This is a genomic window from Kitasatospora sp. NPDC057965 (genome assembly GCF_042887135.1).
In the GTDB taxonomy this organism is placed as follows: domain Bacteria; phylum Actinomycetota; class Actinomycetes; order Streptomycetales; family Streptomycetaceae; genus Kitasatospora.
Genome location: NZ_JBHVPZ010000011.1, coordinates 190,870 through 200,093, shown reverse-complemented (window position 1 = coordinate 200,093; position 9,224 = coordinate 190,870). Strand labels below are relative to the sequence as shown.

Genomic DNA, 9,224 nt, shown 5'->3' with positions numbered 1-9,224 from the left:
CGCCGAGAATAGTAGCCATGAACATAGTAGCCATGTACGGTATCCGTCATGAGTTCAGCAGCAGAGCGTGCCACCGCAGGGTTCCTGGTATGGCGGCTGTCGATGAAATGGCGGGTGGCGGTCGACCGGGCACTCGCGCCACTGGGGCTGACGCACGCCCAGTACGCGCTGGTGGCGTCGCTGCACGGCCTGGCGCGCTCCGGGGAACAACCGAGCCAGCGTCAGCTCGCGGACCACACCGGACTGGAGCCGCTCTACGTCTCGAAGCTCGCTCGAACCCTGGAGGCGGCCGGCATGCTCGCCCGCACCCGGGACCCGCGCGATCCGCGCGCCATGCGGCTGGCCCTCACCGAGCAGGGGCTCGACGTCACCCGCCGCGCCATCACCGTGATCCAGCAGCTGCTGGACCAGCTGCTGGCGCCGCTCGGGGGTCAGGACAGCGCGCGGACGCGGCAGTTCAAGGACGAGCTGGCGACCCTGCTGGACACACCCCTCGATCCGCACACCGTCCAGGACAAGGAGCAGTCATGACCAGCACCGCCGCATCCGCCGTCAACGGCCGGGTGGTCGCCCTGGCCCACTACGCGTCCCGCGCGCTGCTCGAAGCCGCGCTGGCCCGCCATGGCCTCACCTTCGAGCAGAACGTCGCGCTCCGGACCGTCGCCCAGGCCGGCGGCTCCCTCGGTCGGGAGGCCCTCGTCGGCGAGGTCGTCGGCTTCCTGAAGGCCCCCGAGCCGGCCGTGCGCGCCGTGCTCGACGGGATGGTGGCCACCGGGCTGCTGGAGGAGGACCCGGCGGAGGTGTCCCGGCTGCGATTCACGGGCGCCGGCCGGGCGCTGGCCGATGACACCGGCGCGGAGGGAGCCGGGATCGCCGCCCGCCTCTACGCCGGCATCCCGACCGAGGACCTCGCCGTCGCGGGGCGCGTGCTGGCCCTGGCCACCGACCGGGCCAACGCCGAACTGGCCGCACGCCGCTGATCGGGATGGGCGCGACACGCCACCGACGGGTGTTTTTTCCTTGACAAATTTTTTTGTCGGTTGCACTCTTGAGGCGTGCTGGACGTCGCTGTGATCGAAGAACCCGCCGCGGCCGAGGCGTCCCTGGACCCCATCCGGTCCCGGATCCTCGCCGCCCTGGCCGAGCCCGGCTCGGCCGCCATGCTGGCCGGTCGGCTGGGCCTGCCCCGGCAGAAGGTCAACTACCACCTGAAGGAGCTGGAGCGGCACGGACTGGTCGAACTCGCCGAGGAACGGCGCAAGGGCAATGTCACCGAACGGGTGTACCGCGCCACCGCCGCCTCCTACGTGATCTCGCCCGCCGTGCTGGCCGCCGTGAGCCCGGACCCGTCCCGCTCGCCCGACCAGCTCTCCGCCCGGTGGCTGCTGGCGCTGGGCTCCCGGTTGGTGCAGGAGGTGGGCACGCTGCTCACCGGCGCCGCCCGGGCCCGGCGGCGGGTCGCCACGTTCGGCATCGACGCGCAGGTGCGGTTCGCCTCCGCGGCCGACCGCACCGCCTTCGCCGACGACCTCGCCCAGGCGGTGGCCGTCCTGGTCGGCCGCTACCACGACGAGTCCGCCACCGGCGGCCGCACCCACCGGGTGGTCGTCGGGCTCCACCAGATCCCCGCCGCCCCCGACCCCGCACCGGCCCCCGCGCCGGGCGACCCCGCCACCGCCGTCGAACCAGGACCGGAGCACGCACGATGACCCACCCGTTCGAGATCGAGCTGGAGACCGTCCTGCCGGCGAGCCCGGAGGAGGTCTGGGCGGCGATCGCCACCGGACCGGGCCTGGACTCCTGGTTCATGGGCCGCAACGAACTGGACCCGCGCGAGGGCGGCACCGCCACCATGGAGATCGGCGGCCACCGCGAGGACGCGGTGATCACCGCCTACGAGCCCGGCAAGCGCCTGGCCACCCGCACCGCCACCGCCGAGAACGGCCGTTTCATTGCCTTCGAGTACCTCATCGAGGGCCGCGAGGGCGGCGCCACCGTGCTCCGTGTCGTGCACAGCGGCCTGCTCGGCGACGACTGGGAGGACGAGTACGACGCGCTGCGCAGCGGCTGGCCGTTCCACCTGCACACCCTGCGCGAGTACCTCGTCCACTTCCCCGGCCGCATCGGCGCCCCGGTCTTCGCGGTCGCCCCGGTGCCCGGGCGGCCGGCGGAGGAGCTCCGCGCGGCACTGGCCCGCGCCCTCGCCCTGCCGCAGCCGCCCGCCGTCGGCGCGCGACTGCACGTCGAGCCCGCCGGACTGCCGACGCTGGACGGCGAGGTGGTCTGGGCGGACGGCGGGCGCTTCGCCGTCCGTGCCGCCGACGGCCTCTACACCTTCCACCACGGCGCCGGACTGGTCCTGATGTTCCACCACCTCTTCGGCCCCCGGCCGGAGGGCGTCGAGGCCGCCTGGCAGCAGTGGCTGACGGGCGCGCTCGCCTGATCCACCGTCCCTTGCCATCGACCACCGTTCATCACCGCTCACCACCGCTCAGCGAGGAACCACCATGCGCACCCTGATCAGCACCGCGTTCATCTCCCTCGACGGCGTCGTCGAGGGCCCCGGCGGTGAACCCGGCTACCGCAACTCCGGCTGGACCTTCAAGGACATCGAGTTCGTCCCCGAGGCGTACGAGATCAAGGGGCGGGAACAGGAGGAGGCCACCGCGGTGCTGCTCGGCCGGGTCAGCTACCAGGCCTTCAGCCCCGTGTGGCCGGACATGGCGGAGTTCGCCCGCTACAAGGAGCTGCCGAAGTACGTCGTCTCCACCACCCTCACCGAGGACGACCTGGTGGCGAACTGGGGCGAGACCACCATCCTGCGCTCGCTCGACGAGGTCGCCGCCCTGAAGGAGACCGAGGGCGGCCCGATCATCGTCCACGGCAGCGCGGCCCTCAACCGGGCGCTCTCCGACGCCGGCCTCGTCGACCGCTACCACCTGCTCGTCTACCCGCTGCTGCTGGGCGCCGGCAAGCGTCTGTTCAGCGGCACGGACAAGGACGCCCAGAAGCTGAAGCTGGTCGAGCACGCGGTCTACTCCAACGGCCTGCAGAAGCAGGTCTTCGACGTGGTCCGCTGACGCCGCGCGTCCTTCGGGACCGCCACCCGGCACCGCCGCCCGGAGCGTCACGGCTCCCGCATACCCCGGGCGGCCCGGGTGCCCGCCACCAGCTCGGCCACCGCCGCCCGGGCCGGCTCCTGCGCGTGCGGCAGGGGGAGCTGCCGCACGGCGTCCTCCAGCCAGTCGGGGTCGCCGAGCAGCGCGGCCTCCCTTCGGCGTTCATCGGCGCTCCTCGGGGCAGTCGGCATCCACGTGCCGACCGGACTTCCCGGCTCACCTCCGGCCGAGGATGCCCCCCGGCCCCGTTCCGGTGGGCCCGGCGGGGTGGCAGCATGCGGGGATGACTGATCATCAGAACATCGTCGTGCCGCTGGTGAGTTACGACATGGCCGAGATCCTCGGTGACACCCCGGACGCGTTCGGGGTGGCCGGGCTGGGGTTCACCTGGCGGTCCAAGGAGCACCACGTCGGGATCCGCGCGGAACCGGAGGGGCGGCTCGTCGCGCACGCCGGGCTGGTCGTCCTGCCGCTGTCGGCGGGCGGGCGGCGCATGGACGTCGTCGGGCTGGGCGGGGTGGCCGTCGCCGCCGAGCGGCGCGGGCAGGGTCTCGCCCGCGCGGTGGTGGACGGCGCGCTGGTCCGCGCCCGCACGCTGGGGCCGCGGGTGGCGATCCTGTTCTGCCTCCCCGAGGTGGCCGGCCTCTACGCGCGCCTCGGGTGGCGCCCGGTGGAGGGGCCCGTCGAGGTCGAGCAGCCCGCCGGCCCGGTGGTGATGCCGCTGCGCTCGATGTGGTTCCCGTTGCACGAGGGCGCGCAGTGGCCGGAGGGCGCCGTGCGGCTGCACTCCCTGCCGATGTGAGTGCGGGCGCCATCTGCGGCAACGGGGCGTGACGGGCGCGATGGGCGCCCGGTGGGGCGCGCGAACGGACGGGTTGTCGGTGCCGCGTGCGATGCTGGACCCGTGGTGTTCGATTTTGAGGCCGAGCTCTGGATCTGGGACGCCCGGCGCGCCGACAGCTGGACCTTCGTCAGCCTGCCCGTCGAGGCGTCCGAGGAGATCCGCGACGTGGCCGCCGGGCCACGCCGCGGTTTCGGCTCGCTGCGGGTGCGGGTCACCCTCGGTGGCAGCACCTGGCAGACGTCGATCTTCCCGGACAGCACCCGCGGCTGCTACGTGCTGCCCGTCAAACGCGCCGTCCGCACGGCCGAGGACCTCGAACCGGGCGACGTCGCCGCCGTCACCGTCGAGCTCATCGACCTCTGAACGGCCCCCTGGACGGACGGGCCCGCTACAGCTCCCGCCGGTCCTGGTACGTCTCGTGGGTCGGCCGGTAGCCCAGAGCGTCGTTGACCCTGCGCATCGGAGAGTTGTCCTCGGCGGTGTCGGTCACCAGGCCGGCCGGCAGCGGGTGACGGCCGCGCACCCGGCGTTCCGTCCTCGGCCGGTGCCACCACGGCCCGCCGTCCCTCGGCGTGGTCTCCACCAGCCGCGAGCCGACGCCTTGGCGCCGCTCCGCCGGGTGCACCCGTACCGCCGGTTCGGTCAGTGGGGTGATGCGCGCATCGACAAGTTCTCTCCAGGTGGGGCAGGCCGGGGGTACAGCTAGCTGCACCCCCGTTGGGCAGCTACCCGCAATGGCCGAAGGCCCGCGGAACGGAAGAGTCGACGCCGAAGGAACCACGCGATCGAGCGGACCGGAAGGCGGACGACATGCGGGTACGGACAGAGCGGGGACCGGCGGAGCGGGCACGGGCGGAGCGGGGACAGCGGGCGCCGTGGAAGGCGGAGGCGGCGGTGTTCCTCGCCGTCGCCTTCCCCGCCGCCGGCGCGCTGGGCGCGCTCCAGCCGGCGACCGGGATCCCGGACGAGATCGTCCAACTCACCCAGTTCGGCCCGGCCGCCGGGGTCCTGGTGGCGGCGCTGGTGTGGCAGGAGCGGATCCGGGGGCGGCTGGCCGGGACGGGAATCGGCAAGCGGGCTGCCCGGGACGACACCGCGTGGGCGGGCCCGGGCCGCTCCGGGCGGCTGCTGCTGCTCACCGCGCCGCTCATCATCCTGCTGGCCGCCGGGGCCTACAGCCTGCTGGACGGTGACGCCCGGCTGACCGACCCCCGCTCCCTCGCCCACCCGTTCACGCTGATCGTGCTGGCCCAGCTGGTCGGGGCCTGTGGCGAGGAGATCGGCTGGCGCTGCTACCTCCAGCCGCTGCTGCGCACCCGCTTCGGGCCCGTCACCTCCTCGGTGGCGGTGGGCCTGCTCTGGGGCGCTTGGCACGTGCAGGTGTTCGCGCAGCGGCCCGCGTACGCGGGCGGCTTCCTGCTCGCCACGGTGGCGATGTCGGTCGTGCTCGGGCTGGGCCTGGAGGGCGTGCGGGCGAACCGGCTGCTGCTCGCCGGCGGCTTCCACACCCTGGTGAACCTGGGGATGCTGCTGACGATGGACGAGGAGGACGGCACGGTGCTGCCCATGGTGCTGTTCGGCGCCGCGTGCCTGGTGGCGGCGGTGCCGTGGGTGCTGCGGGCCCGGCGGCGCGGCGCGGTGGACGGCGCGGCGGGCAGCGTGGCGGACGGGACGGCGTGTTCGTTGGCGGGCCCGGCGGACGACACCAGGCCGTACCGGGGCGAGGCGCCGTCGGTCGCGCCGGATAGGATCCCGGCGGCGCGGCACGGGGCGCGCTGAGGTGACGGAGCGACGGGCGGACATGGCGGCGGGGCGGGGCGGGGCGGCAGAGGCCGGCGCGGGGGCGGTGCCCACGGCGCGCGCCCAGGTGCGCGCGCTGGCCCGCTGCCAGCTGCTCTCGCTGTACTCCCTCGCGGTGAGCGCGGTCGGCGCGCTGGTGACGGTGACGCTGATGCTGCTCCCGATCGGGGCGGGCCGGCTGCTGTTGCCGGGCGCGGCGACGGCGCTGCGCCGGCTGTCCGACCGCTACCGCTCCTGGACGGAGCGCTGGACGGGCACCAGGATCAGCCCGCCCGAGCCCCTGCCGCCCGCCGAGGGCCCGCGCGGCCGGCGGGCCGTGGGCATCCTCGGTGACGACGGCTTCTGGCGGGACCTCAGGTGGTCGTGGCTGGAGCCCTGGACCGGCGGGCTGCTGGCCGCGGTGCCGCTCGGGCTGGTCGAGTTCGGGCTGTTCGGCGCGGTCGTCCAGCCCTTCGTCTGGCCGTGGCTCGGCCCCAGCAACTGGTACGCCTTCGTGCTCGTCGACTCCACCCCCTCGATGCTCGCCGCCGCCGTGCTCGGCCTGCTGTTCACCGGGGCGGGCCTGCGGCTGGCGCCCGCCGCGCTGGAACTGCACGCCCGCTGGAGCTCCCGGGCGCTCTCCGCGCCGTACAGCACCGAGCTGGAGCGGCGGATCGAGCACTTGACCGACACCCGTGCCGAGGCGCTGGACGAGCGGGCGGACGAACTGCGGCGCATCGAGCGGGACCTGCACGACGGCGCCCAGGCCCGGCTGGTCGCCGTCGGCATGGCGCTGGACGAGGCGACCCGGCTGCTGGACACCGACCCGGGCGGCGCCCGGGCACTCCTGACGGAGGTGCGGGCCGGCTCGGCGCGGGCCCTGCAGGACCTCCGCGACCTGGTCCACGGCATCCACCCGCCGATCCTCACCGACCGCGGCCTCGGCGACGCCGTCCGCTCCCTCGCCCTGGACAGCTTCCTCGACGTGCACGTCTCGGCCGAGCTGCCGGGGCGCCTCCCGGTACCGGTCGAGACCGCCGGCTACTTCGCCGTCGCCGAACTGCTCGCCAACGCGGCCAAGCACTCCGGCGGCCGCGAGGTGACGGTCCGCCTGACGCACGCGGACGGCACCCTGCGCGCGGTCGTCGAGGACGACGGCCACGGCGGTGCCCGGCTCGACCGGGGCACCGGCCTGCGCGGCGTGGTGCGCAGGCTGAGTACCGTCGACGGCACCCTCGCCCTGCACAGCCCGCCGGGCGGCCCGACCACCGTGACCCTGGAGATACCGTGCGAGATCCGCTGCGAGAACCCCTGCGCGTCGTCCTCGCCGAAGACCTCTTCCTCCTCCGGGACGGCTTGATCCGCACGCTCCAGGAGCACGGCTGCGAGGTGGTCGCCGCCGTCGACAACGGGCCGGCCCTGCTGCGCGCGCTGCGCGAGCAGGAGCCGGACGTCGCCGTGGTCGACATCCGGCTGCCGCCGAGCTTCACCGACGAGGGGCTGCGCGCCACCCTGGAGGCGCGCCGGACGCGGCCCGGGCTGCCGGTGCTGATCCTCTCCCAGTACGTCGACCAGCTCTACGCGCAGGAGTTGCTGGCCGGCGGCCAGGGCGCGATCGGCTACCTGCTGAAGGACCGGGTCACCCACACCGCCCAGTTCGTGGACGCGGTGCGGACCGTCGCGGGCGGCGGCACGGTGATGGACCCGCAGGTCATCGCCAAGCTGCTGGCCCGCAGCGACGCCCGGGGCAACACCGCCGAGCTCACCCCGCGCGAGCACGAGGTGCTGCGGCTGATGGCCGAGGGCCGTTCCAACGCCGCGATCATGCACACCCTGCACATCGGGGAGAGCGCCGTCGCCAAGCACACCGCGAGCATCTTCGCCAAGCTCCGCATCGAGGCCTCCGCCGACGACAACCGCCGCGTCCTCGCCGTCCTCGCCTACCTCAAGCGATGACGGCCCGTCAGTTCGCCCACGACGCTTGACCTCACATCGATGTGAAGGTTGAGGATGACGCCATGACCGATGATCAGAACGGACCGACGAAGAACGTCACCGCCGCAGTCCCCGCCGCCGTCCCCGTGGCCGTGCTCGGCCTCGGCCTGATGGGGCGGGCCCTGGCCGCGGCCTTCCTGCGCGCGGGGCACCCCACCGCGGTGTGGAACCGCACGCCCGGCAAGGCCGCCGAACTCGCCGACGGGGGAGCCCGCCCCGCCGCCTCGCCCGAGGAGGCGGTGGCCGCCGCCGAGCTGGTGGTGGTCTGCGTCTCCGACCACGCCGCCGTCCGCGACCTGCTCGACCGCCTCGACGCCGCCGGCCCGGGCCTGCTGGCCGGCCGCGTCCTGGTCGACCTGACCTCCGGCACCGCCGCGTCGGCCCGGGCGAACGCCGAACGGGTGGCCGCCACGGGCGGCGGGTACCTGGACGGCGTGATCCTGGCCGTGCCGCCGGCCGTCGGCACGCCCGAGGCCGTGGTGCTCTACGGCGGCGCCCATGCCGACTTCGAGCGGTACGCGCCCGCGCTGCGCCGCCTCGCCCCGGACGGCACCACCCACCTGGGCGAGGACCACGGCCTGCCCGCGCTGCACGACTCCGCCGTGCTCGCCCTGATGTGGAGCGTCCTGAACGGCTTCCTGCACGGCGCCGCGCTGCTGGGCGCGGCGGGCGTGGACGCCAAGGCCTTCGCCCCGCTCGCCGCCCGCTCGACCGTCACGGTGGCCGGCTGGCTGGCCGGGTACGCCGAGCAGATCGACGCCGGCGCCTACCCGGCCGAGGACGCCGCCCTGGACACCCACATCGCCGCGATGGACCACCTCGCCGAGGAGAGCGCGGCCCTCGGCGTGAGCACCGAACTCCCGGCGTTCATCCGGGAGCTGGCGGGTCGTGCGCTGGCCGCCGGGCGGGGCGGCGAGAGCTACGCCGCGCTGGTCGAGCAGTTCCGCGGTCCTGCGCCCTCCGCGGGACCGGGCGACGGAGAATGACCGCCATGACGACCGACTTCGACCCCCGCACCCTGCTCGCCGAGAGCCGCCTCGGCGTGCTGGCCACGATCAAGTCCGACGGGCGGCCCCAGCTCTCGCCCGTGATGCCGTACTACGACCGGGACGCCGAGCGGCTCTACGTCTCGATGGCGGAGGGCCGCGCCAAGGTGACCAATCTGCGCCGCGACCCGCGTGCCGCTCTGGAGGTGACCCGTGCCGACGGCCGCGCCTGGGCCACCGCCGAGGGCGCGGTCACCCTGCTCGGCCCGTCCACCGACCCGGCGGGGCCGGAGGTGGAGGCGTTGGTCGACTACTACCGGCGCGCCGCCGGCGAGCACCCGGACTGGGACGAGTACCGCGCCGCCATGGTCGCCGAGCGGCGCGTCCTGATGGTCCTCGCCGTCGACCACGTCTACGGCGCCCGGCTCGGCTGACACCCCCCAAGGACGCCCCCCCCGGGGGCGAAACAACACCCGCACCCCGGCGGCGCCCGCCGTCCGC

Annotated in this window: 14 protein-coding genes; 12 read left to right on the top strand and 2 right to left on the bottom strand. The window is 74.6% G+C overall.

The features are described from left to right. Window positions 1-48: 48 nt before the first annotated feature. The 5 genes from ACFVVU_RS16830 to ACFVVU_RS16810 all read left to right on the top strand — a co-directional run bounded on the left by ACFVVU_RS16830 (window position 49) and on the right by ACFVVU_RS16810 (window position 3,080). Entirely contained in the window at window positions 49-531 is a 483-nt protein-coding gene (locus ACFVVU_RS16830; RefSeq protein WP_380681368.1) for a MarR family winged helix-turn-helix transcriptional regulator, read from the top strand. Further along, a complete protein-coding gene (locus ACFVVU_RS16825; protein ID WP_387790566.1) occupies window positions 528-980 on the top strand; it encodes a MarR family transcriptional regulator in 453 nt (150 codons plus the stop codon). The genes ACFVVU_RS16830 and ACFVVU_RS16825 overlap by 4 nt, the downstream gene beginning before the upstream one ends. A 75-nt stretch (window positions 981-1,055) precedes the next feature. Next, the gene (locus tag ACFVVU_RS16820; RefSeq protein ID WP_387790563.1) at window positions 1,056-1,709 is read left to right on the top strand and encodes an ArsR/SmtB family transcription factor; all 654 of its coding nucleotides are present in this window, start codon (window positions 1,056-1,058) and stop codon (window positions 1,707-1,709) included. Continuing rightward, a complete protein-coding gene (locus ACFVVU_RS16815) occupies window positions 1,706-2,443 on the top strand; it encodes an SRPBCC domain-containing protein (RefSeq protein WP_387790562.1) in 738 nt (245 codons plus the stop codon). Before ACFVVU_RS16820 ends, ACFVVU_RS16815 begins: the two co-directional genes overlap by 4 nt. A 64-nt stretch (window positions 2,444-2,507) precedes the next feature. Further along, entirely contained in the window at window positions 2,508-3,080 is a 573-nt protein-coding gene (locus ACFVVU_RS16810; protein WP_355375474.1) for a dihydrofolate reductase family protein, read from the top strand. Window positions 3,081-3,127: 47 nt separating this feature from the next. Here ACFVVU_RS16810 and ACFVVU_RS16805 read toward each other — a convergent pair whose 3' ends face one another. Beyond that, window positions 3,128-3,310: a hypothetical protein gene (locus tag ACFVVU_RS16805; protein WP_380681360.1), complete on the bottom strand. Its 183-nt coding sequence runs from the start codon at window positions 3,308-3,310 to the stop codon at window positions 3,128-3,130. Between the two features lie 92 nt (window positions 3,311-3,402). On the opposite strand from ACFVVU_RS16805, the gene ACFVVU_RS16800 reads away from it, so the two are divergent. Next, a complete protein-coding gene (locus tag ACFVVU_RS16800) occupies window positions 3,403-3,921 on the top strand; it encodes a GNAT family N-acetyltransferase (RefSeq protein ID WP_380681358.1) in 519 nt (172 codons plus the stop codon). Between the two features lie 102 nt (window positions 3,922-4,023). Beyond that, the gene (locus tag ACFVVU_RS16795) at window positions 4,024-4,326 is read left to right on the top strand and encodes a DUF1905 domain-containing protein (RefSeq protein WP_380681356.1); all 303 of its coding nucleotides are present in this window, start codon (window positions 4,024-4,026) and stop codon (window positions 4,324-4,326) included. Between the two features lie 25 nt (window positions 4,327-4,351). Here the strand turns inward: ACFVVU_RS16795 and ACFVVU_RS16790 are convergent, their stop codons facing one another. Beyond that, on the bottom strand, window positions 4,352-4,486 hold the full coding sequence (locus ACFVVU_RS16790) for a hypothetical protein (RefSeq protein WP_387790560.1): 135 nt from the start codon (window positions 4,484-4,486) through the stop codon (window positions 4,352-4,354). A 287-nt stretch (window positions 4,487-4,773) separates the two neighbouring features. Between ACFVVU_RS16790 and ACFVVU_RS16785 the strand changes: the two genes are divergently transcribed. The 5 genes from ACFVVU_RS16785 to ACFVVU_RS16765 all read left to right on the top strand — a co-directional run bounded on the left by ACFVVU_RS16785 (window position 4,774) and on the right by ACFVVU_RS16765 (window position 9,157). Beyond that, window positions 4,774-5,742 (top strand): CPBP family intramembrane glutamic endopeptidase, encoded by a 969-nt coding sequence (locus ACFVVU_RS16785; RefSeq protein WP_387790558.1) that lies wholly within the window; start codon window positions 4,774-4,776, stop codon window positions 5,740-5,742. A 1-nt stretch (window position 5,743) separates the two neighbouring features. Further along, window positions 5,744-7,102 carry a sensor histidine kinase gene (locus tag ACFVVU_RS16780; protein ID WP_387790557.1) on the top strand — a complete coding sequence of 453 codons (1,359 nt, stop codon included), beginning with the start codon at window positions 5,744-5,746 and terminating at the stop codon, window positions 7,100-7,102. Beyond that, window positions 7,054-7,698 (top strand): response regulator, encoded by a 645-nt coding sequence (locus tag ACFVVU_RS16775; protein WP_380681400.1) that lies wholly within the window; start codon window positions 7,054-7,056, stop codon window positions 7,696-7,698. Before ACFVVU_RS16780 ends, ACFVVU_RS16775 begins: the two co-directional genes overlap by 49 nt. 62 nt (window positions 7,699-7,760) lie before the next feature. Then, window positions 7,761-8,723, top strand: coding sequence for an NAD(P)-dependent oxidoreductase (locus tag ACFVVU_RS16770; protein WP_387790555.1), 963 nt, complete (start codon window positions 7,761-7,763; stop codon window positions 8,721-8,723). Further along, entirely contained in the window at window positions 8,720-9,157 is a 438-nt protein-coding gene (locus ACFVVU_RS16765; protein WP_387790553.1) for a PPOX class F420-dependent oxidoreductase, read from the top strand. The genes ACFVVU_RS16770 and ACFVVU_RS16765 overlap by 4 nt, the downstream gene beginning before the upstream one ends. Window positions 9,158-9,224 lie beyond the last annotated feature (67 nt).